This is a genomic window from Microbacterium panaciterrae (genome assembly GCF_039541635.1).
In the GTDB taxonomy this organism is placed as follows: domain Bacteria; phylum Actinomycetota; class Actinomycetes; order Actinomycetales; family Microbacteriaceae; genus Microbacterium; species Microbacterium panaciterrae.
The window spans coordinates 1-22504 of sequence record NZ_BAABGP010000023.1 but is presented as its reverse complement, the minus strand read 5'-3'; the positions used below and the strand labels follow the sequence as shown (position 1 = coordinate 22504).

Sequence of the window (22504 nt, the reverse complement as noted above, 5' to 3'; positions counted from 1 at the left end):
TCAAAGCGGGCATGAATCTACTCCTCGGTTAGATCATGCCCTCCGACGATCCCAGGCCGATTCAGACTCATCATGCTCGGCACCCCTACTAGCCGGTCGTGTTGGAGTAAGCGTGTCGGACGGCGCGGACCGTGCAGCCGGCGATCACCTCGACGCAGTACCCCCGGAGATCCAATTCGTCGAGCTGAAGGCGTCTGACGTCCTTTCCCCAAGAGAGATCCGACATCCCGTGCAAGATGATCGCTCGGGTTAGAGGCGCGAGCGGGGCAGGCGAGGTGCGCTTTCGATCTATAGTTCCGCGACAAGATTCTTCAGTGCACGGCGTGCTTCCACTAGATCAGCGCGAGCCAATCGCTTGTAGGCGTCCACGACCTGGGTTGGAAGGTCCAGTGTTGGATCAACGAGCTTCTGGAGTTGAAGTCCGTCCCACAACGCAATCATCTGGCGTGCGAACTGTTCCGGCTCAACATCCTCGTGTGCGTTGCCTAGGTCTTGATCTCGACGGATCATCCAGACGAAGTACTCCAAGGTGCCCCGCTGATGCTGCAAGAACCATGCGTGTGCAGGATGTTCCGGATGGGCTGCGTTCGCTGCCTGACTCGTATACAGCTTCAGTCGGTGTGGGTGCCCGGCGGCGGTGGCTGACAGGCGGGTGACCACGTCGGCTATGTCGACATCCTGCATCCCGTCTGCTTCGAAGACCCGGCGGTTTATGTTGTCGGCCTCTTCGAGCGCGGCCACCAATAGGTGATCGCGTGTAGGGAAGTGGTATGTCACTGTGGCCTCAGTAACGCCCGCGCGCTCGGCAACGTCCTGTGTGCTGACGCTGGCGTCGCCTCGCTCGTTCACGAGCTCCAAAGCGGCCGACGCGATAGCGGATCGTCGCTGAGTGGTCTTGGCGTACGGACCTCGTCTGCTTCGTGCGGCTTGCATGGCCAAAGTCTACGACAGCTTGACCGAAAACATGTCTTCAACCATGTGTTAGGTCCTCGAATTGAGTCTGCGAAGGTTGCTTTGCTGCTTGACAGGGATCGAAAACACCATCAGACTCTGTTTTAACAGGGAGTCCCGTCCCCTCATCATCAAGGAGCAACGATGCCCACGATCCCCCAAGACGCTGTAGCGACCGCGCCAAACATCAAAGGCACATCGGCGATCTACACCCAGAAGAACAAGTTCCGGTCGTATCTGTTCTGGTACATGGTCGCTGCCCTGCCGATCTTCGCGATGTGGGGGGCGATGCTCGGCATCATCCTTCCGAATCACGTTCAGATGGTTGAGTTCGCGCGCTTTTCACCGGTGCTGACGCACACGTTAACCTCGTTGAACTGCAGACGCTGAAGAACCAGGTTGACGCGGGGACTGCGACAGCATCTGTTGAGCAGGATCGCTTGCTCGGCATCTACACCAGGTTCGAAGCGTCACGAGCGCAAAGCCTGTCGATCGTCACCGCGATCGGCGTCGGGGTGACGATGCTTGTCCAGCCCATCATCGGGGTGCTGTCCGACCGTACTCGATCGCGGTTCGGGCGTCGGGCGCCTTGGATGGCAGCGGGTGCGGCCGCGGGGGCTGTGGCTATGGTCGGACTGTACTACTCGACCACCATCGCTCTCATTGTGCTGATGTGGGTTGCGGTTCAGGTCTTGTACAACATGGCCGGCGGCCCACTGAACGCGACCGTTGCGGATCGGGTGCCGGCCGAGAAGATCGGAACCGCGAGCACAATCACTGGCATGGCAGGCATGCTCGGCGGGGTGATAGGGGGTATCGGAGCTGGCATGCTGTTCGGACTAATCCAACTGAACACGTACTTCGTGTTCGGCGGATTGATTACGGTTTCGCTCGCCCTGTTCCTGGTCTTTGCGCCGGATCGTTCTTCACGAGACCTCGACGTCGAACCCCTCAAGCTTCGGAGGTTCTTTGCATCGTTCCTGATCCCGCTGAAGGACGCCGACTACCGGTGGGTATGGATCGGCAAGGTCGCGATGATGTGTGGATACTCAATCACGACTGCCTTCAGCTTCTTCATGCTTCAGAGCTACGTCCAGCCCGCCCTCAGCGCAGCTCAGGCCACAGCCCTGGCACCCGTTATGGGGCTGGTGGGAATCCCGGGGACAATCCTCGCAATCTCGGTCGTCGGGAAGTGGTCCGACAAAGTTGGTCGACGCAAGCCATTCGTCTTCTGGTCGTCAATCCTCCTCGGAGCGTCCCTGCTGATCCCGCTGTTCTCACCAACCATTCCTGCGCTGATCGTTCAGGGTGTCCTCGCCGGTACGGCATTCGGCGCCTACATGGTTGTCGATCAAGCACTGTTCATTGATGTCATCGAAGACAAGCGCAACGCGGGTCGAGACCTGGGCATGTCCTCCCTTGGAGGCAATCTCGGGCAGGCCCTTGGCCCCGTGCTGGCTGGTCAGCTCGTGGCGCTCTTCGGTGGCTACGGCGTCGTGTGGATTGTCGCTGCACCGGTCGTGCTGATCGCCGCGATCCTCATCCTGCCCGTGAAGCGCGTCAGGTGACACCTGCACCTGGCCATTCCGAAGCTTTTGCTGGCGGCTTTCGCCGCTCCCATCACACTGTGCCCGTTAGAGAGCACGCGAAAGGAACAATATGCTCCCTATCGTCCCAACGCTGTCGTTGCGCGAAAAGTCGGGGCTTGTGTCCGGCGCATCATTCTGGATGACCCGCGGGCTTGAGGAGCATGACATCACTCCGGTGACACTCACAGACGGTCCGCATGGGGTTCGAATGCAACGAGCGGAAGCGGATAGCCTCGGCCTCAACGACAGCGAGCCGGCCACGTGCTTTCCGACCGCGGCGTCGACAGGGTCGAGCTGGGATCCCGTGCTGCTCTCCCGACTCGGCAAGGCACTGGGAGTTGAAGCTCGGACTCGCGGGGTAGACATCCTGCTCGGCCCGGGAGTCAATATCAAGCGCTCTCCTCTGTGCGGACGAAACTTCGAGTACTTCTCAGAAGACCCGCTTTTGTCCGGCGTGCTTGGTGCGGCATGGGTGCGAGGGCTGCAGGCCGAGGGCGTAGGGGCATCGGTGAAGCACTTCGCTGCCAATAATCAGGAGACGGACCGCATGCGGGTCAGCGTCGAAGTCGATGAGCGCACCTTGCGCGAGATCTATCTGCCGGCGTTCGAGCGAATCGTCCGCGACGCGCGGCCGGCGACGATCATGTGTTCGTACAACAAGATCAACGGCGTATACGCATCGCAGAATCGTTGGTTGCTCACGAACGTGCTGCGAGACGAGTGGGGCTTCGACGGCTACGTCGTCTCGGACTGGGGCGCAGTTGTCGATCCGGTCAGCGCCATCGCTGCGGGTCTTGACCTTGAAATGCCCAGCACAGGGGACCACAGCCCAGACCAAATCGCGGCTGCCGTCGAATCGGGCGCGCTCGAGGAGGGCGTTCTGGACCGCGCTGTGACACGAATCCTCACGACCCATGACCGGGTTCGGCAAGCGCGCCAGCCTTCGGCTCTGAATCAGGATGACCACCATGCGCTCGCGCGTGAGATTGCCGCCGCGGGATCCGTGCTATTGGCAAACGACGGGGACCTGTTGCCACTGGATCCGGATCGTGGCGGCCGAATCGCTGTGGTCGGCGAATTTGCGCGAACCCCCCGTTACCAGGGGGCTGGTAGCTCCCACATCGTTCCTACACGCCTCGACACCGCCCTGTCCGCCCTCACCATGGCAACAACACGAGACGTCCAATTCGCGGCCGGCTTCTTGCTGGACGGCAGCGAAGACACTGATCTGCGTGACGAGGCTGCGGAGCTGGCAGCGAACAGCGAGGTTGTGATTCTGTTCCTTGGTCTGCCGGACGCGGTCGAATCTGAAGGGTTTGACCGTCAGGATTTGTTGCTGCCGCGGAACCAGAGAGACCTCTACGCGTCCCTGCAGGCAGCGAATTCGAATGTCATCGTTGTCTTGAGCAACGGGGCCGTCGTGTCCCTGGAAGGCATTCGCGACACGGCCCCCGCCATCCTCGAAATGTGGCTCGCTGGACAAGCCTCGGGCTCTGCAGCCGCCGACATACTGTTCGGAACCGTCGAGCCTGGCGGTCGGCTGGCGGAAACGATTCCGATCGAGCTCGCCCACACGCCCGCGTTCGTCAACTGGCCAGGCGAACAAGGGGAGGTCCGCTACGGGGAAGGCATCGCGGTCGGATACCGCTGGTACGACATCACTCGACGTGACGTTGCGTACCCCTTTGGGTTCGGCCTAGGATACACAACTTTTAATTACAGCGATCTTCACGTCGTTCTACCCGATCCGACACACCCTCACGCGGTCGTGACGGTCGATGTCAAGAACAGTGGGGCGCGCGCAGGAAGCGAAGTTGTTCAGCTCTACGTTGGGGAAGAACACGCGACGGCTGTTCGCCCGCCCAGAGAACTTCGGGCCTTCGAGAAGATCTGGCTCGAACCGGGGGAGACCCGGACTCTCATCTTCGAGCTCGACGAGCGAGCATTCGCTCGTTGGGGGGAGGGAACCTGGACTGTTGCGCCTGGCACATACGACATTGCCGTGGGACGTAACTCAAGGGACCTGCCTCTCAGCGAATCGATCCTTCTGCTCACGCCGGAACCAATTGTCGTTCTTGGAACTGACTCGACAGTGGGGGACTGGCTAAAGCATCCGATTGGCGCACCACTGCTGCACGACATCTTCAGCTCAATCGCCGGTGGAGGTGGGCTCCCGAGCGACAGCGAGACGCTGAGGATGATCGAAGAGATTCCCTTGCGGACCATGCTCGGCTTCGGCGGTGCTGGTGACGGCACCGAAGTGGTCGCGCAACTACTCGCCAAGGTTAGCGGCTAGGCCAGCGCGGGAACCGACTCCTTGTCGTCGTTGAGTCGGCTGCGCCGCGCGAGAGTATCCAGATCAATGCACAAACTCGAAGGACTACTTCATATGACTACATTGCCAGTGTCGTTTCTGTGGGGAGCCGCCACAGCACCACATCAGGTCGAGGGCAACAATGTAAACAGCGACTGGTGGACACGTGAGCTCTCCACCCCCGGAATGGAACTCAGCGGGGACGCTCTCGACAGCTACCACAGGTACGCGGAAGACATGCGCCTACTCCACAACGCAGGCTTGAATGCGTATCGGTTCGGTGTGGAGTGGGCTCGAATCGAACCGGCCCCCGGCCAATACTCTCTTGCAGAACTTGCGCACTATCGACGCATGATCGAGGAAGCCATGCGACAAGGCCTGACCCCAGTCATCACGCTGCAGCATTTCAGCACCCCTCGGTGGTTCGCCGAGGAAGGCGGCTGGCTCACGGAGGGGTCGGTTGATCGGTTCCGAGCCTACGTAGAGGCTGTCGCGCCCATTCTTGACGGCGTCAAGTGGGTGTGCACGATCAACGAGCCGAACATGCTCGCAATGATCGCCACCCTGATGCAGGCGATGGAATCGGGGGATGCTTCGTCTTGGCAGAGCCCGACGACGGACGGGGTCGAAGGAGGCGTTCAGCCAGTGCTGCCCGCCCCAGACCCTGAGATCGGACGTCGGCTTGCGCGAGCGCACGTTGCGGCACGCGATGTGTTGAAGAGAACTACAGATGCCGCGGTGGGGTGGACTGTTGCCAATCAAGCGTTCTACGCCGAGCACGCATTTGAGGAGCGGCTGCGCGAGGAAAGGTTCGTTCGCGAGGATCTCTACCTTGAGGCATCGAAGGACGATGACTTCGTCGGTGTCCAGGCATACTCGACTCAGGAGATCGGGGTCGATGGGCCGATCCCGCATTCTCCCCACCCCGAGAACACCATGATCGGCACACCATTCCGCCCGGACGCGGTCGGAATCGCAGTGCGCCATGCGTGGCAGGTCACTGAAGGAACTCCTGTGCTGGTCACAGAGAATGGGATTGCAACCGACGATGATGACGTATATGCGCGGTGCGCTTGAAAGCTTGTGCGCCGCTGTCGATGATGGGGTCGACGTGCGCGGCTACCTCCACTGGAGTTTGCTCGACAACTACGAGTGGGGGCACTGGGGTCCGACATTTGGTCTCGCATCGGTGGATCGGCAGACGTTCGCCCGCACGCCCAAGCCCAGCTTGGCCTGGCTAGGTGAGTTCTCGCGAAGGTCACGAGGGCTGGACAGCAGTGCGAGCCCAAAAGGAGACGCGACTGATGTCAGCGGACAATCTGCTGCGGCGCCCACCGGACCCACGCGATCGCCTCACCCGGGAAATGCTTCTTCACCCCGGTCCCGAGGACCGTCCCGGTATCCGCTGGTGGTGGCAGAGTCCCGTTTCGCCGGATGAATTGATCCGTGAGCTCCACGCGATCCGCGACGCAGGATTTGGTGAGGTCGAGATCGCATTCTCGCCGGGATTCTGGGGCGACATCGCGCAAAGGCACGCACTTGGAGTGATACTCGATGAAGCGCGAAAGCTCGGCGTGGGTGTCGCCTCGACGCTCGGAGCCGCTTGGCCGCTGCAGACTCCGAACACGGGGCGTGGCACTGAGAACGCGTCCAAGGAACTCCAATACGGCGTCGTTTACCTCGCCGGGGGAGAGCCTCGCGACGTAGACCTTCCCAGGCCCTTCGACGACCCGTCAGGGATTCGGGGCGGAGAAATTGTGGCCGTCACCTTGGCACGCGTGCGGCGCAGAGGACCTGGACCGAGGATTCGCGTCGTTCAAGATCCGTGGCGTGGTGACGTGCCGGAGATTACACCGCCATCCGAACCAACGATCCTTGACCACAACTCGCTCAAGAACGTCACCGCAGACATCACCGATGGGGTGTTTACCTGGGGCGGGGCCGATGGCGAGTGGGCGCTATTCGCGATGTGGATGCGAGATACAGATCAAGGAGTGACAAGCTTTCTCGACCGGCGCGCAGCACAGGCCGCAGCCGAATACATCGATGTGCACCAGATCGGAACGGAGAATGTCGCCAAACTGGCCGAAGCCGGCACCGACCTTTTTGAAGACTCGCTTGAGCTGAACGCGGACTCACTCTTCTGGTCGCCGGATCTGCTCGATCGATTCCGCGCTCGACGCGGCTATGACATCGTGGCCTACTTGCCGTTGTTGTTCGCCCACGGAATGTGTCGATATTGGGTGCCGAACGACGATCCGGTCCCCGACTTCGACACCGATAACGGGTCAGGCACGAGGATCAGGCGGGACTACTATCGACTGATCACTGACCTATACGGGCTCTTCACGAAGCAGGGTGTAGGTGGGGTCTGAATCCGCCGGCTTCGAGCAGACTGCGGGCGATGTAGTGGGTGAGGTTGCGGAAGCCGAGGGCGGTGCCGCGGAGGTGTTCGAGGCGGCCGTTGATGGCCTCGGTCGGGCCGTTGCTGCTGCCGGGGCGGTCGAAGAACGCGAGGATGTCGGCGGCTCGTCGTTTCATGGTACGGCCGAGTTTGCGGATCTCGGTCAGTCCGGCGGGAACCCCGCGGGTGATGTCGTCGATCACGGCGCGCATCATGGTCTTCCCCTTCTTTTTGTCGGGGTCCCGGTAGGCGGCGATGATCCGCTGGTAGATGCCCCAGGTCGCTTCCACCGGGGCGTGATCGATGTCGGTGAACAAGATCATGAGGCGTTCCGCCTGCCGGTCATCGAGCAACCCTTCCCCGGTGTGCAGGGTGCGGCGGGCCTTGTAGAGCGGGTCGCCGGCTTGGCCGCGATGGCCGTGGAGGTGCTGCTGGACGCGCCGGCGGCAGTCGTCCAGGCCGTCGCCGGCGAGGCGGACGACGTGAAACGGGTCCATCACCGGTGTCGCTTTCGGGAGTTCCTCGACGGCGGCGGTCTTGAACCCTGTGAACCCGTCCATCGCGACGACCTCGACCTTCTCCCGCCACGTCTCCGGGCGGGCGGCGAGCCACTGCTTGAACACGGCCTTCGAGCGGCCCTCGACCATGTCCAGCAGCCGTGCCGGTCCGGTCTTCTCTCGGGCCGGGGTGAGGTCGATGATCACGGTCACGTACTTGTCGCCCCGCTTCGTGTGCTGCCAGACGTGCTCATCTACCCCGATGGCGGTGACGCCGTCGAACCGGGCCGGGTCGTCGATCAGTGCCCGGTGGCCCTCGGCGAGGACCGCGTCGTTCGCTGCCGACCATGACACCCCGAGCCCGGCGGCGACGCGGGAGACCGACAAGTGGTCGAGCACGATGCCTTTCAGCGCCCACCGCAGCCCGCCCCGCGAGATCTTCGCCCGCGGCGGCGCGGCCATCGTGGTGTCCTGTCGCCAGACCCGGCGGCACCCGGTGCACTTGTAGCGGCGGACACGGACCTGCAAGATCGTGGGCCGGTGCCCGAACGGCTCATGCGCGAGCCGGCGGACCACCGTGTCGCGCGGCGAGCCCTCGGCACCGCACTTCCGGCACCACTCGTCAGGTTCGACGACCCGGCACTCCAGCACCGCCCGATCGGGCTCGAGCAGCTGCCCGACGGCCACCAGGCCAAGGGTGTCGAGACGGCAGAACGTCGTCAGGTCAGGGGCAGAGAAAGTAGCGTGGGACACGTCGAGGTCTTCCGTGGACGGGCAGTGTGAGAACTTCCATCCTCCGGGAGACCTCGACCCCTACCCACCCAGCGACGCGCTCAACCGACTACACCCTCGTTCGTGAAGAGCCCCTATACGTTGACGATCACCTTCTGGTTCTGCAGGAGTGGGCTATCGGACACGGCCTGCGTCACAAAGCTCAAGTCGCGTATGGTCAGAACCTCGAACCCGTGCGAAGCAACAGAGAGTTCGTCCGCAATGGAGGGCGCGCTGAAGGCGAATCGTTGAACTCCGGGGACCGAGCGCCGGTGCTTCGAGATCACCCCAATTGGCGGTTCTCGCTCGATTGGCAGCGCGCGATCGTCGGCGGTGCCCATCAAGGGGGCTCCACGCGAATCAGCACAGAGCTCGGAGCCCAATTCGGGGCAGCGTACGCACTAACGCTCGGCGTTCTCAAGCAGATGCTCGACAAGGAGTGGGCAGCCGGCATCACCCGACCTTTCGTCCACGGCTATGCAAGTCAGAGCGCTGACGCGACCTGGCCCACCGAGTCACGGTTCTTCGACTATGTCGCCGACTCATGGAACGACCGACACTTCCCGGAGTGGAAACACTGGCAGCCACTTACCGACTACTGGTCCCGCGGAACAATGATCCTGGAAACGGGGGTTCCCCGCACGGACATCGCAATCTACAGAGAGGGCTTCCTGACCACTGCCGCGCGCGGGACCCCGGAACAGGATGCAACCGCCCCCGCTCGGCTTGTTGATGCTGAGCCGCTCGAACGGAGCGGGTACACTGTCCAATTCATTGATCCTTTGGGCCTGGAGGATGCGAGCCCCGCTATTCATGCTGGGCGCCTCTTTCCTGAAGGGCCGGGCTATCGGGCGGTCATTCTTGATGAACGTGAGATTGACCTGAGTACTGCGCAAGCACTTGACACTGCCGCGTCGAGGGGACTTGCCGTCCTGTTCGTTGGAGAGATGCCTGCGCTGGCTGCTCCACCTGGCGGTATTGTCGGCGATCCGCGACAGGAACGAGTGATTCAAGATCTTCTTCGTCATCCGAACGCTCTGCGCGTACCCGATGTCCAAAGCGTGCCAGCTGCACTCGACTCGCTTGGGGTGCGACCGCAGGTCGCGTTTGATGGAGATCCGGTCCTCACCCAGTGGCGGGAAACGTCTAGGAATAGTTACCTGCTGGTCTACAACACAGAACACAGGACTATCTGCACTGACCTCGACGTGGAAGGCCACTGGGAGGCGAATGAGATAGACCTCTGGAGCGCAGATATCAGGGCCGCGTCGCTCTCAACGGTCGACGGCGGAACTACCAGGATGTCTGTCGATCTTGGCCCGCTGGAGCTCCGTGTCTTCGAGTTGCGTCGGGCGGCGCGCGGAATGCTATTGGAACCCCGCATCGAAAATGACAGCTTCGAGGTTGTGGATCTCAATTCTGCTTGGTCACTCGAGGTTACAACCGAGGAAGCGTCGGGCGCTCGCATCATTCATTTAGATGGGCAAGGGCCGCGTGACTGGCGCGACATCGCCGAGCTCTGCGATGTGTCGGGAACCGGGATTTACCGCATCCCGGTGGGTTGCGTTTCTGGAGCGTACGTCGCAGTCGAACTGGGAGAGTTGGCGGGGTCAGCAACTGTCCGCGTCGATGGCCGACCGTATGGCACAGTTTACGTTTCTGGCGGGAGCGTCAACGTCGGAGCCGCGTTGGCGGAAGGTGGACTCCTTGAGATCGAGGTTCGCACACCGCTACGAAACGCCGTTGCTGCGGTGGGCACTCGATTGTAGGCAGGGGGAAACACTCGGGCGCAAGGTCTGCTCGGACCCGTACGAGTCGTATCGCGAAGCTGAGGAGGGCTGGGCGCGTGGAGTCTTGATCGCGCGGTCGCAACTTCGTATTGACCAGCGATCCTCAGCCATGTCTCGCTGGAGCGCCTTACCACTGCTTGATGCGTACCGAGGATTTCCATCGTCGGCTTCCCAGTTTTGGGCGAATGACCTACGCTAACTGAACCCCCGCGCCCGACAGAGCGGCCGGCGTATATGTGATCGGAGCCATCAGGGCTCCGTCGTTGCCATCCGCCTGGTCTCGTCAGTGACGCTCCGTTGGCCGATGTCCAAGGACGAAGCGGATGTGTTCGCCTGGGCCCCCATGCCTAGGCGAACACTTTCGCGGCTCGCATACGCCCTTCCTGCTACCGCAACAGTGAATGCGCCAAGCGGTCGTCTAAACAGGGTCATGAACCTCTCGGAGTCGAGTTGGCCAGGCGACGCAGAAGAGGACTCATTCGACGTGGAACGACTTGTGTCGTGGCTATGGAAGTGCTCGTCCGCTGCACTCCAGGGGCCAACTGAATCAGTTGGGTGACTCGGTGGAGGTCTGCGGTGTCCCGAGCGACCACTCGAATGAAAAGGTCGGAGTCACCCGTGGTCGTGTGGGCTTCGATGACCTCGGGGATCTCAGACAACGACGCGTAGACGGAGTCGATGTCTTGCTGAGACGCGGAAAGTGCGACGAAGGCGAGAACCGGCCGGCCAAGGGCTGCGGGGAAGACCGTCGTGCTTGGTGAGTCAAGAACTCCGCCATCCCGTAGTCGCTTCAACCGTGCATGCATGGTGTTCCTCGAGATCCCGAGCCGTGCCGCGGTCTCAATCAGGGGGGTGTCGTTTGCTTCGTCACGGGCCAGGAGGATCCGGGCGTCGATTGGGTCAAGGCTGTACATGTGACCGAGCGTACAGAGGGATCACGTGGGAGAACCGTGCAGATGCACATCTGCGCGAAGAAGAGTGGTGCGTGCGTCAAGTAGATCTCTAGATTCCATGTCATGAACAAAGAACTCTCGTTCCGGAGCCTCCCCCGAATCGATCTGCGTGGATTCACCTCCCCGGTGCAGCCACTTCCGAGGCTGAGCGAAGAGCTCGGTCTCGAAGTGTGGGTCAAGCGGGACGATCTGGGCTCCGTCGGCCTCGCCGGCAACAAAGTACGAAAGCTCGAGATGGAGCTCGCACGCGCACGCGAGGTCGGCGCAACCCATATCGTCACCGAGGGGTCTCGACACTCGAACGCGACACGCGCTGCGGCCGCTGCTGCGGCTGCTATCGGCATGAAATGCACGCTCGTGCTCTGCCACGATGAGCCCAAGGAACCAGTCGGGAACCTCTTGCTGGACGCTCTGTTCGGTGCGGACCTGCGTCTGGTCGGAGATGTCTCCTGGGTGGAGCTCGCTCGCCTAACAGAAGATGTCGTTCGCGAGCTGGAGGCAGCTGGTGAACGGGTCTATCGCCTGCCGATCGGCTCAGCAACCGGACGAGGAGCAACCAGCTTCGCTCGTGCGTACATCGAAGCCGACGAGCAAATCCGAGCACAGGGCGCTGAGTTCCGCACGCTCGTTCACGCGAGTTCCGCAGGAAGCACCCATTCAGGGCTAGTTCTCGGCCGAGCCCTGTCCGGCGCTTCCACTCGCGTCATCGGCGTGGTGGTTGCGGGAGAGGTGTATGACGACGTGCCTGGAAACTACCTCCGGCTCGCCAATGAGGCGGCCGGGCTGCTCGCGCCCGGCGTGCAGATCACAGCGGATGATCTTGAGCTGACCGAAGATTACCTGGGGGAAGGCTATGGCAAGCCCGCGCCTGGAGTCATGGAGGCTATCGACTTGATGGCACGACTGGAAGGCATCGTGGTCGATCCTGTCTACACGGGCAAGGCAGTCGCCGCGATTATCGACATGGCGCGCAAGGGGTCGATCGAGGGGCCGGTGCTCTTCTGGCACACCGGGGGATACCACGCCATTTTCGACCCGCACTACACCTCAGTGATGTGGTCTGCGATCCCGAGACTCGGCAGCATCCAGCTCTAGCATCCACGCGGACAGGAGTCGTGCGGCATTAGCACGTACGGAACGAACCACCGCTGTTTCACACCCGTTGCTGCATTCAAAGGAGAATGACTCATGAACACCCGCACGCCAAGACTCCACCGCGGCCTCAAGACCCGGCACATCCGAATGATCGCGTTGGGATCCGCTATCGGTACTGGGTTGTTTTATGGCTCGGCAAGCGCGATCCAAGCTGCTGGGCCCAGCGTCCTGCTGGCCTACCTGCTGGGAGGCGCTGTCGTCTTCATCGTGATGCGTGCTCTCGGCGAAATGGCCGTTCGCCATCCAGTCGCCGGATCGTTCGGACAGTACGCATCTCGGTATATCGGTCCTTTCGCAGGTTTCCTCACTGGATGGACGTTCACGTTCGAGATGTTCGTCGTCGCGCTCGCGGATGTCACAGCCTTCGGCGTCTACATGGGATTCTGGTTCCCCAATGTCGAGCGCTGGGTCTGGATCCTGGCAGTAGTGCTGTTCATTACAGCGGCGAACTTGCTCAGCGTCAAGGTATTCGGTGAACTAGAGTTTTGGTTCGCACTCATAAAGATCGTCGCGATTGTCGCGATGATCACAGGTGGATTCGCCCTCATTCTGTTCGGCTTGGTTAATCAGTCCGACCATGCATCGGGAGTGCAGAACCTGTTCACGCATGGTGGGTTCATGCCCAACGGTTTCTGGGGCATTCTTTTGTCTCTAACGATCGTCATGTTCGCGTTCGGTGGCACCGAAATCATTGGCATCACTGCGGGCGAGGCCGAGGATCCGAAGAAGGTGATTCCGAAGGCGGTGAACTCCGTACCAATGCGGATACTGCTCTTCTATGTCCTCGCGCTCACGGTTATTATGTCAATCCAACCGTGGGACACGATCGATGGCGAGACGAGCCCGTTTGTTTCCATCTTCCGTAACCTCGGGCTTGAAGGGGCAGCTCACGTCCTCAACGCCGTGGTCATCACCGCGGCCCTTTCGGCCATCAACGCCGACTTCTTCGCTGCAGCTCGCATGCTCCATGGACTCGCCGAGCAAGGACAGGCTCCGCGGGTCTTCTTGAAAGCCAGCAAGCGAGGAGTTCCCTTCATGACTGTGATCGCCATGACAGGGTGCCTCCTTCTCGGAGTACTGCTCAACGTCTGGTTCCACGACCAGATCTTCTTCTTGATCGCCGCCCTCGCGACTTTTGCGGTCGTGTTTGTGTGGCTCATGATCCTCGTCTCTCATGCACGGATGAAACGTGAGATCTCGCACGACGGCTTGCGACCGAGCGAGTTCCCCGCACCGCTGTGGCCTCTAGCGAACTACGCTGCGATGGTTGTCATCGGCGTCGTGATCGTCCTGATCGGATTCATTCCAGCTTCGCGGCCGGCGTTGGTCGTCGGGGGAGTCTGGGTTGCAGTCCTTGTATGCTGCTACAGCCTGTTTGTTCGAGGCGTTGGGCGAACGCGTAAGCACCTGCACGACGAAACGTCTTCGCCCCCCGTCGATTCTGATGAGGTCATGAGCGGCGAGAACGACGCAGTTACGAAGGGTCAAGAAGTCGATCGCGAGTTGCTCGAGGAGGGCGGGGCGCCATAACACGCGGCTTTGCGTCGGTTCAAAGCACGAGCCGGCTCGGCGGGTGTAGCGACCTCGTTCACAGAGTTACCCGGCCCGTGTTGGTTCATGCTTCAAATCTCAGCGCCAGTCAGTACCAGCACGCTGGTGATCGGAGCTCTCCTGCCCTGGCGCCTGGTGCGTGTCTGAAAAGGTCGGGGTGATCGGCTGAGAGCCTGGAACGCTGTCTTGGTTCACTTGCTCTCGGATGCTCAGCGGTCGCTGACCGAGGAGACGCTGCCGAAGCCAAGAGGTCGGCCGGGATGGAAGCTCTCGGATGTGACGTCGATGCTGGAGGGCATTATCCATCGGTGCCGGCACCGGTGCGGGATTGCGTGGCGTGATCTGCTGGCTGATCGGGCTTGTTCGGCGCCGTTGCCGGGTCGTAGTGCTGATCTTGGCGTTCTCCGTCTACCGCGCGCCGCCCAGAGCTACCCGCCGCTCACTACGGTGCGCCAGCCGCTCCACGACATGGGCCAGGCCGGTGCCCGCGCCCTGTTGTCACTCATTGACGGCCAGCTTCTCGCCGTCGATCGGATCGGCCTGGGGGCCACGTTCGTCGAACGCGCGAGTTCTACCGCCCCACACGGAATGTATTTAGCGCTACACTTTACGCTACAGCTGCTTCTCCGACGTTTTTGTTCGAGTCCAGGACGGTATGCCTACTCCATCATCGGGAACTTCTCGCAATGACCGCGGGGCCTATCCGCTCAACACTGAAGTGGCCCTCCAAGTGGCTCATCCGATGCGTTCGTTGTTCGCCACCCTCAAGTCTCAGCGCTGGCGACTACTCGGTGTCGCGTCGATCTTCCTCGTCAAGGACGCGCCGCTGTGGCTGCTCCCGGTCATTACCGCGAACGTGGTTGATGTCGTCGTTGCAGGAGGGCCGCTGTCGCACATCGGTTACTTCGGTTTGATCGCGGCGGCCCTATTAGTCCAGGTCTACCCGATGCACGTAATGTTTACTCGCGTGTATATGGGGATGGTCAGGTCCCTTGGTGTCTCGCTGAGAAACGCTCTCACCGCGAAACTGCAGTCGTTGTCGATCGGATATCACGGGCGCACCAGCGCTGCGGTAATCCAGAGCAAGGTCGTTCGTGACGTGGAGAACGTCGAGATGATGTTAGCGCAGGTCGGAAACCCACTGGGTTCCGCGGTAGTCGTGTTCGCTGGAGCGGTGACGATGACGGCGATCAACGTGCCACAGTTCTTACCATTATTCGCGCTGACAATTCCCTGCGGCGTCGGCGTGTGGTGGGTGATGCGCACGCGGTCACAGCGACGCAACGAGGAGTTTCGACGGCAAATGGAGCAGTTCTCCCGGCGCGTCGGCGAGATGGCCACGCTCATGCCTATCACGCGGGCGCACGGCCTCGAAGAGGTCGCCTTCGACCGCGTTTCGAAGGACGCCGACGGTGTGCGACGCAACGGTCTCAGCCTCGATATGATCAACGGCCACTTCGGGGCGTTGAGTTGGGTCGTGATGCAGTTGCTGTCCGTTGCCTGCCTCATCGCTGCCTCGGCTTTCGCCGTGGCGCACTGGATCCCGATTACCGCGGGTGAAGTCGTTCTTCTCGGCACCTACTTCACAACCCTCACCGGCACGGTGATGACGGTGCTGAGCTTCGTGCCGATCATCTCACGTGGCCGCGAATCGGTCCGTTCGCTGGCAGAGGTACTGGAAGACCCGGATCTCGAGCAAAACGAGGGCAAAACGACGGTCACCAGCGTTGCGGGCTTGTTCGAGGCACAGAATCTCACCGTTTCTTTTGCCGGCGAAACGCGTCCCGCCCTCGACGGCATCGACCTGATCATCCCTGCAGGTCAGACGATCGCGTTCGTTGGGGCATCCGGATCCGGAAAGTCGACGTTCGTCAACACCGTGCTCGGGTTCGTGCGTCCGACCGGTGGCCGGATTCTCCTCGATGGCATGGACACCGCCACCTTGGACCTGCGTTCAGTGCGCAAATCGATATCGGTCGTGCCGCAGGAGTCGGTGTTGTTCGAAGGCTCCATCCGTGACAACGTTGCCTACGGCATGGGACTCATCGATGACGAGCGGATGCGAACCGCGCTCGTGCAGGCGAACGCCTGGGAGATCATCGAGGCGCTGCCCGATGGTTGGGACACGGTCGTAGGAGAGCGCGGTGCGCGTCTGTCTGGAGGGCAGCGCCAGCGCATCTCCATCGCCCGCGCCCTGATCCGCAACCCCCGCATCCTCATCCTCGACGAGGCCACCAGCGCCCTCGACTCTGAGTCCGAACACAAAGTGCATGAAGCCCTCGAACGGCTCATGGAGGGACGGACGACTCTGGTGGTGGCTCACCGCTTGTCGACCGTGATGCACGCCGACCGCATCATCGTGCTCGACCGTGGCCGCATAGCCGAGTCCGGTACTCACGCCGAGCTCATCGACCGAGGCGGACGCTACGCTCGACTTTGGAGTATTCAGTACCAATGACGGCACTCACCTTTGCACCACTCAGTGCGGTGCGTCTTCTACCAAGCGCGTTTGCTCACGCCGAACAGGTGAATCTCGAGGCGATCCTGCGCCTCGATCCGCACCGCCTGCTGGCACCATTTCGGCGGGAGGCTGGACTCCAACCCACGCTCCAGCCGTATGGAGGATGGGAGTCCGCCGGTCTCGGGGGCCATACCGCCGGTCATATACTCTCGGCGCTCGCCTACGCGATAGCGACCACCGAAGACCCGCGCGCCGTTCTCATGCTCAACGCGCTCATAGAGGGGCTGACCGAGGCGCAGGTAACGACCGGCACTGGATACATCGGTGGAGTGCCGGACGGGATCTCCCTCTGGGATGAGCTTCGGCGAGGAACGATCACCGCCACACCGTTCGAGCTCAACGGGCGATGGGTTCCGCTCTACAACCTCCACAAAACCCTGCTCGGTCTGCTCGACGTCGCGGAGTACACACCAACGCAGAACGCTCGCGACGTCCTCGATCGCTTCGCGCGCTGGTGGCGACAGACGCTGGTCGACATCGACGATTCCACGCTAGAACTGATCCTGACCACGGAGTTCGGCGGCCTCACGGGGACGTTCTCGCGTCTCGCCCTACTGCAGCAAGACCCGCACTACCTAGATCTTGCAATGCGTTTCACGTCCCGTCCTCTGCTCGAACCCCTACTGCGCGGCCAAGATGCTCTGAACGGGCTTCATGCCAACACGAGAATCCCTGTCGTCGTTGGTTACGCGACGACGAGCCGCGCCGCACGTGCGCTCGGAGTCGCCACGCCGCAATCGGAGGGCCTCGCGAATGCCGCCCGAATCTTCTTCGATTCGGTCGCGGAACATCGATCGACAGCCATCGGTGGCAACAGCGTGCGCGAGCACTTTCCGCCACGCAACGATTTCAGTTCGGTCTTCCTCGCCCGGGAGGGGCCCGAGAGCTGCAACACGATCAACATGATCGAACTGGCCTCAGAGCTGTATCTTCTCTCAAACGATGACGCTCTTTTGGACTTCATCGAGAACGCGCAGGTGAACCATGTGCTTTCGACGCAGCATCCCGAACACGGCGGAGTCAGCTACTTCACCTCCCACAGACCAGGTCACTACCGGGTTTATTCACCGGAACAAGACGGCTTCTGGTGCTGCATGGGGTCCGGCTATCAGGCTCATGCTCGCCACGGCTCCACTGTGTACGCGGTGGGGCAGGAGGAAGTTCGCGTATTGAGGTTCATCCCGAGCGAGCTTGAACTCGCTGAATTGGGGCTTCGCATCCGTCAAGAGTCGAACTACCCCGCTGCGGATACCGTGCGGATGACGATCACCGCTGAACGGCCCGTCACTGTCGCAGTCCGGTTGCCTGAGTGGATGACGTCACTTACCGTTCGCCAGAACGGTGGAGCCGCTGGGGCAGTGGACGCATCGTGGTGGCGTCAGCGCCTGGTTGAGGGTGTCCACGTCATCGACTTCTTGTGCGTGCGTCGCCTTGAACTCGTGCGCGCTCCCGATGAATCGCCCTGGGGCTGGCTCCGCTACGGGCCGTCCGTCATCGCGCAGCGCGTACCGGACGAGTCGCTCGAGTACCGTGCAACAGGCGCGCGCACCGCCCATATCGCGTCGGGCCCGCTGCTTCCGCTGAGCGGAACACCGATTCTCTCCGCTCACCTTGACGAGTTCGAGGCCCTCGACACGGCACGCGTCGCAGTGCGCTCGGTGACCGGCGAGCGGATCGAGCTGGAACCCTTTGCGGCGCTCCACGACGCTCGCTACCGCCTGTCCTGGCCGATCTCGGATAGCGATGGTTCCGAGGCCGACGTCGCCTTGGAGGAGTGGGACCGTGCCTCCACGTCACTCGAGGCGCGAGTGGTCGACAGTGTGATCTTCGGGGAACAACAGCCCGAATCGGATCACGCGCTGCACGCCGTTGACAGCACCACCGGTATCGACAACGGCAGACACTGGCGCCGGCTCCACCGCACAGCGACGATAACGCTGACCGACTGGGGTTCGATCGCAACTGCATTGCGACTCGAATGGTTGAGTGAGCCGGAGCCGACCTCGATCCGGCTGCGCCTGGCCGGAACCACCCTCTGGGAGCAGCATCTCGACGGCAGTTCTGATGGTGATGTACTCGCAAAGGAGTTTCCGCTTCCAAGTCTCCGCGGCAAGCTCGACCTCGAGATCGAGCTCATCGCCCTCGACGATCGCCCCACACCGCGACTCTTGAGAGTCCTTCTTCTTACCGAAGTCTCGGATCGTTTCTAATCGACCGCGAGTCGTTTGTTTCGGGGAGCGTCGCGACGCGTGGGCGAGCACTTCGAACGGCCGGTTGACGCAATGGTCAAGCGGAATGATTGCTTCCGCTCATGGTTCACGCCGGCGACAACGATCGTGACTGGCCTGCCGTTTTTGTCCGCACCATTCACCGCCGATGCTGTTGCCATGATTCATGGGCTCGTTCCAACTCACACGGCGTAGGGCCCCTTGGGGTTTCCCGAGATCGCCGTGCACACCGAAGACATCAATGTGCCCACACGGCATCGTGAGGTTGCATGGACGGTCTACGTTCCTGACGAGGGGTAGACGGCGAGAAACCGTGGCGTCTATGTCCATTCCTATGGTGGTGGCTTCGTCGTGCTGGGCCGTCGGCAGGACCGCTACCTCGCAGCGAAGGAGTCTATGTCGTAAATGTCGAGTACGCGACCGCTCCCGCGTTCGGATCCCTTGCCGATCGAATGGGGCTAAGACATCACGGTCCGGGCGGCCCAGCAGGTGCGCCCCGGGATAACGGCAAGTCCCCGCCCGTGGCCACAGTGCTGGTGGAAACTTGCTGCCGCGGTAGTGCGCCTCTTGCCCGAGAAGGATACCCCGCACCTCCCGCCGCAGTGCCGCATTACCAGTCCTTCGATCTCGTCACGGAACTCAGAGACAAGCCGTCCCCACTGGCTAAGACGGTGTTGAGCCGTGAGGCGCTCCTTGCCCACTTCGACATCCGAATACCGACCATCAGCAGAACCTGCTTACCACCGAAGAAGATGACGATCGTGTCTACTCGTTATTCACCCCTTCATCGCCGAGCAATTGGCCTGGGAATCAGGAGATCCATCCAGCGTGTGTGGCCCGGTTCGCTCCGGCTGTCAAAGGAAAAGTGATCAAAGCATCTCGCGCAGTCACGCAGCTCGCGCGGTACGAGGCGCGAGACGCCTTCGCGCGCCAGCACGGTATCCAGGCTGCTTCTTCGCTGAGCCTGTCGGCCTTTGCTCCGGCAGCGCGGCGCCGTTCATGGTTCCTCGAATCAGTGTTGTTTGCACTCGGGGTCGAGCGCGAGCCATCGCACTCCGTGAGGCGGGATGGTCACACAGATGGCTTCTCCAGCGATCATTGGCGGTGGACTCGCATCCCAGGCGTCAGTGAGCTGCCACTCGTGATCCGCGGTCATGCCGGTGATCGAGGTGATGGCGACTTCCACTTCGACGGTGCGGGTGGCTGTTGAGAACAGCGCCGCATAGTGACGGGGTTCGGCTGCTGATCGCGCGGCCCAGACGATCAGTTCGCCATCATCGAGCGGTTCTCGAAGCACCTCGCCGTTTCCTGTACTCTGCATGAGGAGTTCCCTGAGCATGGGATTCGCGAGTCGGCCCAGCGTGCTGTCATCCGAGGTTGGCAAATCACCGCCCATCATCAAAGGAGACCGGGCCATGGCCCAGAGGGTGAGCATCGTCTTCTGCTCGTCTACCGAGAGTCGGCTGATGCGCGGTTCCCCGCGTTCGGCGCGCAGTCCAATGCGCCCGAGAGGGAGCATGTCAGCATCCGCCCATCCGCCGGGCTGCTGGAATGCCACCCAGCGCGCGAGGCGTGCGAATTGCGATTCGATGTCAGACCAGAGATCCCAGACGTCGTCGGAAATCCGCCAGAGATGCGCATTCGCCCGCAGATGAGGAATATGCCGAGTCGACAGCCGTGTGCCTGGCGAAAGAGATAGGGTCATGGCTCGACCGCTTCGCCGAACAGCACGCGCAAAGGCTTCGATCTCTTGTTCGTGATATGGAGCGAGCATGTCGTCCACCTTGAGGTAGTCGACCCCCCAACGGGCGTACTGGGCGATCTGGGCGTCGTAGTACGCCTGCGCACCGGGGTGGTCATGATCGAGTCCGAAGTTGTCCGGATTCCAAGGGCAGACGTGATCGTGATCTGCAATTTCTCGGGCAGTCCAGCGGGTGCCGAGGATCGGGAGGTCCAGGTCGACTGCTCGCCGGGGGATGCCGCGCATCACGTGGATACCGAACTTCAGACCCATTTCGTGAAGTTCGGCGGCGAGTGGACCGAACCCGGCTCCGCCCTCTGCTGAGGGAAATCGAGCAACGACTGGCATCAGGCGTCCGTGGTCGTCGAGCTCGAGGGGTGCGTTGTCGTTGTATCCATGAGCTCGCGCGATCGGGTCGTACCAGGCGATATCGACCACGACCGTGTCCCAGCCCAGAGGGAGGAGCCGTTCGCGAAGGACGCGAGCGTTGGCAAGCACCTCGGCCTCGGTAACGGTGGTGCCGTAACTGTTCCAGCTGTTCCAGCCCATCGGGGGTGTTACCGCGAGCTGCGGTTCTGACGAGTTCAGGTCAAGCTCGCTCGGAGCGCTGCGTAATGGTCACGAGCGGGAGCGTAACCGACTGGATCACCGCCATCCCATAGACAGAGGCCTGGACATTTGGATGATTGGCGAAGCTGGCGGCCAACAAGTACATTTCGACGGGGGAGCATGGATGTTCGGCTGATGGGCATGGCGCAGCTTACGAAAGCGTAAAGAATGGCGGTCGGAACAACCACGGAGGTACGTCTTGGAATATCGCTCTCTCGGTAAACACGGGCTGCGGGTCTCGGAAGTCTCTCTCGGGAGCTGGATGACGAGTCTCCGCAGCCCGAAAGAAGCCGACCTGGCCCGAGAGACACTGCTCCTCGCCTACGACCACGGTGTCAACTTTTTTGACTGCGCCGATGCCTACAGCGGAGGCGAGGCGGAGCGCTTTCTCGGGGAATCGCTGAGGCAGCTCGAGCGCAGCTCATACATTCTCTCGAGCAAGGTCTTCTTCGCGAGCGGCGATGGTCCCAACGATTGGGGTCTGTCGAGCAAGCACATTCGGCATCAGATCGATAGTTCGCTTCGCAATCTGCAGGTCGACTATCTCGACATGTACTTCTGCCATCGGTTCGATGCGACTGTGCCGCTTGCAGAAACCTTGCAGGCGCTCAGCGATCTTGTAGTCGAAGGCAAGATCCTTCACTACGGGGTGAGCGAGTGGACCGCTGTGCAAGTGCTTCAGGCGCAGCGAGTGATCAGCTCGCTTGGGTTGCGCCCGTTGTCGGTCATTCAGCCCCAATACAACATGATGGATCGCTATATCGAGAATGAACTCGTTGATGTCTGCGAAGCCGACGGAATTGGGATCGTCCCGTTCTCGCCGCTAGCTCAAGGTCTACTGACGGGGAAGTATCGCAAGGGGCGGCCCCTTCCCGAAGGATCGCGAGCCACTCATCAGGCGGACCGCCAGATCAACAATCTGCTCACAGAGGACAACCTCTCAAAGGTCGAACGCCTTATCGCCCTCGGACAAGCGCTCGACTTCGAGCTCTCAGTGATGGCACTCGCTTGGACCCTACGCAAGGGCATCGTGAGCTCGGTTATCACCGGGGCGTCTCGGCCCGAGCAGCTCACGACGAACATCGCTGCGAGCGGCGTCACGCTTCCTGCGGAGGCTCTCGCTGAGATCGAGGAGATTCTTGATTTTCGGCCCTTTGTGCGCTCGGTGGGGTGATGGGCTAGTTGCACGCGTGAAGCAACTGGGCGCCCTGGTATGAGGTCTGCGACATCGTTGGCAGAACATCTCTTCATACGAGCAGCAGCCGTCCGAATGGGTTTTGCCCGCTACGACGAAACAAGATGATCGTCGCACTAACCGACGTTGGAATGACGCTGCTCCCTGGCTAAGCGACGACCTTCGGGGAACTAGGGCGTGTCTCCTATTAGGGTTGCCCAGGTGAGGCAGGCGTGTAGGACGGCGCCGGCGCGGT

General features: G+C 61.5%; 17 protein-coding genes and 1 pseudogene. 13 read left to right on the top strand and 5 right to left on the bottom strand.

The annotated features are described in order from the left end of the window. Window positions 1-288: 288 nt before the first annotated feature. Window positions 289-933, bottom strand: a complete 645-nt coding sequence (locus ABD882_RS16545; RefSeq protein ID WP_345188499.1) for a TetR/AcrR family transcriptional regulator — start codon at window positions 931-933, stop codon at window positions 289-291. A gap of 162 nt (window positions 934-1095) precedes the next feature. On the opposite strand from ABD882_RS16545, the gene ABD882_RS16540 reads away from it, so the two are divergent. The 6 genes and pseudogenes from ABD882_RS16540 to ABD882_RS16515 all read left to right on the top strand — a co-directional run bounded on the left by ABD882_RS16540 (window position 1096) and on the right by ABD882_RS16515 (window position 7229). Further along, window positions 1096-1341, top strand: a complete 246-nt coding sequence (locus tag ABD882_RS16540) for a hypothetical protein (protein WP_345188498.1) — start codon at window positions 1096-1098, stop codon at window positions 1339-1341. A gap of 50 nt (window positions 1342-1391) precedes the next feature. Next, window positions 1392-2519, top strand: a complete 1128-nt coding sequence (locus tag ABD882_RS16535) for an MFS transporter (protein WP_345188497.1) — start codon at window positions 1392-1394, stop codon at window positions 2517-2519. A 91-nt stretch (window positions 2520-2610) separates the two neighbouring features. After that, a complete protein-coding gene (locus ABD882_RS16530) occupies window positions 2611-4836 on the top strand; it encodes a glycoside hydrolase family 3 C-terminal domain-containing protein (protein WP_345188496.1) in 2226 nt (741 codons plus the stop codon). A gap of 66 nt (window positions 4837-4902) precedes the next feature. Continuing rightward, a complete protein-coding gene (locus ABD882_RS16525; protein ID WP_345188495.1) occupies window positions 4903-5931 on the top strand; it encodes a family 1 glycosylhydrolase in 1029 nt (342 codons plus the stop codon). Further along, window positions 5840-6049, top strand: a pseudogene (locus ABD882_RS16520) (family 1 glycosylhydrolase); the annotation flags it as partial. The gene ABD882_RS16525 and the pseudogene ABD882_RS16520, both read left to right, overlap by 92 nt. A 109-nt stretch (window positions 6050-6158) precedes the next feature. Beyond that, window positions 6159-7229, top strand: a complete 1071-nt coding sequence (locus tag ABD882_RS16515; protein ID WP_345188503.1) for a hypothetical protein — start codon at window positions 6159-6161, stop codon at window positions 7227-7229. Here the strand turns inward: ABD882_RS16515 and ABD882_RS16510 are convergent. Together ABD882_RS16510 and ABD882_RS16505 are read right to left on the bottom strand one after the other, a co-directional pair. Beyond that, window positions 7201-8508, bottom strand: a complete 1308-nt coding sequence (locus ABD882_RS16510; RefSeq protein WP_345188494.1) for an ISL3 family transposase — start codon at window positions 8506-8508, stop codon at window positions 7201-7203. The genes ABD882_RS16515 and ABD882_RS16510 overlap by 29 nt on opposite strands. A 113-nt stretch (window positions 8509-8621) precedes the next feature. Further along, on the bottom strand, window positions 8622-8867 hold the full coding sequence (locus ABD882_RS16505) for a hypothetical protein (RefSeq protein ID WP_345188502.1): 246 nt from the start codon (window positions 8865-8867) through the stop codon (window positions 8622-8624). Here ABD882_RS16505 and ABD882_RS16500 point away from each other — a divergent pair. Beyond that, window positions 8799-10295 carry a glycosyl hydrolase gene (locus ABD882_RS16500; protein ID WP_345188501.1) on the top strand — a complete coding sequence of 499 codons (1497 nt, stop codon included), beginning with the start codon at window positions 8799-8801 and terminating at the stop codon, window positions 10293-10295. The two genes, ABD882_RS16505 and ABD882_RS16500, sit on opposite strands and share 69 nt — an antisense overlap. A gap of 449 nt (window positions 10296-10744) precedes the next feature. Here ABD882_RS16500 and ABD882_RS16495 read toward each other — a convergent pair whose 3' ends face one another. Then, complete coding sequence (locus ABD882_RS16495; RefSeq protein ID WP_345188492.1) at window positions 10745-11230, bottom strand: Lrp/AsnC family transcriptional regulator; 486 nt, start codon at window positions 11228-11230, stop codon at window positions 10745-10747. Between the two features lie 102 nt (window positions 11231-11332). Between ABD882_RS16495 and ABD882_RS16490 the strand changes: the two genes are divergently transcribed. From ABD882_RS16490 to ABD882_RS16470, 5 genes are all read left to right on the top strand, one after another. Continuing rightward, the gene (locus tag ABD882_RS16490; protein ID WP_345188491.1) at window positions 11333-12364 is read left to right on the top strand and encodes a 1-aminocyclopropane-1-carboxylate deaminase/D-cysteine desulfhydrase; all 1032 of its coding nucleotides are present in this window, start codon (window positions 11333-11335) and stop codon (window positions 12362-12364) included. 93 nt (window positions 12365-12457) lie between these two features. Continuing rightward, entirely contained in the window at window positions 12458-13954 is a 1497-nt protein-coding gene (locus tag ABD882_RS16485) for an amino acid permease (RefSeq protein WP_345188490.1), read from the top strand. A gap of 306 nt (window positions 13955-14260) precedes the next feature. After that, window positions 14261-14665, top strand: coding sequence for a substrate-binding domain-containing protein (locus ABD882_RS16480; RefSeq protein ID WP_345188500.1), 405 nt, complete (start codon window positions 14261-14263; stop codon window positions 14663-14665). A gap of 52 nt (window positions 14666-14717) precedes the next feature. After that, complete coding sequence (locus ABD882_RS16475; RefSeq protein WP_345188489.1) at window positions 14718-16433, top strand: ABC transporter ATP-binding protein; 1716 nt, start codon at window positions 14718-14720, stop codon at window positions 16431-16433. Further along, window positions 16430-18706 carry a beta-L-arabinofuranosidase domain-containing protein gene (locus tag ABD882_RS16470; protein ID WP_345188488.1) on the top strand — a complete coding sequence of 759 codons (2277 nt, stop codon included), beginning with the start codon at window positions 16430-16432 and terminating at the stop codon, window positions 18704-18706. Before ABD882_RS16475 ends, ABD882_RS16470 begins: the two co-directional genes overlap by 4 nt. 1030 nt (window positions 18707-19736) lie before the next feature. Here ABD882_RS16470 and ABD882_RS16465 read toward each other — a convergent pair. Continuing rightward, window positions 19737-21014: an alpha-galactosidase gene (locus ABD882_RS16465; protein WP_345188487.1), complete on the bottom strand. Its 1278-nt coding sequence runs from the start codon at window positions 21012-21014 to the stop codon at window positions 19737-19739. A 259-nt stretch (window positions 21015-21273) separates the two neighbouring features. On the opposite strand from ABD882_RS16465, the gene ABD882_RS16460 reads away from it, so the two are divergent. Continuing rightward, a complete protein-coding gene (locus tag ABD882_RS16460; RefSeq protein ID WP_345188486.1) occupies window positions 21274-22248 on the top strand; it encodes an aldo/keto reductase family protein in 975 nt (324 codons plus the stop codon). Window positions 22249-22504 lie beyond the last annotated feature (256 nt).